Source organism: Humibacter antri, assembly GCF_054777235.1.
This window is the reverse complement of record NZ_BAAHAW010000063.1, coordinates 1-575: the sequence shown is the minus strand read 5'-3', so window position 1 is coordinate 575 and position 575 is coordinate 1. Positions and strand designations below refer to the sequence as shown.

The window sequence follows — 575 nt, the reverse complement described above, 5'->3', positions numbered from 1 at the left end:
CTTGTCTATGGCCCCATTCCAACTCGGAGGTTCTCGTGTCCCACGGTAGTGCTCGGCTGACTGTCTATGGTCGTTGGCTGATTGTTCAGCGTCATCAGGCTGGCTGGCCTCAAGCCCATATCGCCGCGGCGATGGGTGTCTCGCGGAAGTGTGTGAAGACATGGATCGATCGCTTCGCAGCGGAAGGCGACGCGGGGTTGTCGACCCGGTCTTCGCGCCCGCACTCCATACCGACAAAGACCAGTGCTGAAGTCGAGCAGAAGGTCCTTGCCGCGCGAGCCGAGCACCGCGACGGCCCGGATGTGCTCGGGCCGACAGTCGGGGTCCCTGCCCGCACGGTATCGCGGATCCTGCGTCGCCACGGCGTGCCCTACCTTCGCGAGTTGGACCCCATCACCGGTCAGGTGATCCGCTCCTCGAAGCAGACCACGACCCGTTATGAACGTGCCCGGCCCGGCGAGCTGGTGCACATGGACGTCAAGAAGCTCGGCAAGATCCCTGACGGGGGCGGGTGGAAGGCCCACGGCAGACAGATGGGCTCCACCGCGGCTCACAAACGGCTCAAGGTCGGCTAC

At 64.7% G+C, this 575-nt stretch carries 1 protein-coding gene; it reads left to right on the top strand.

Annotation, left to right across the window (positions count from 1 at the left end; translation table 11 throughout):
- Window positions 1-35 precede the first annotated feature (35 nt).
- Window positions 36-575, top strand: a 540-nt coding sequence (locus tag ACYVDK_RS18285; RefSeq protein ID WP_460524441.1) for a helix-turn-helix domain-containing protein, incomplete at its 3' end; no start/stop codon positions are given.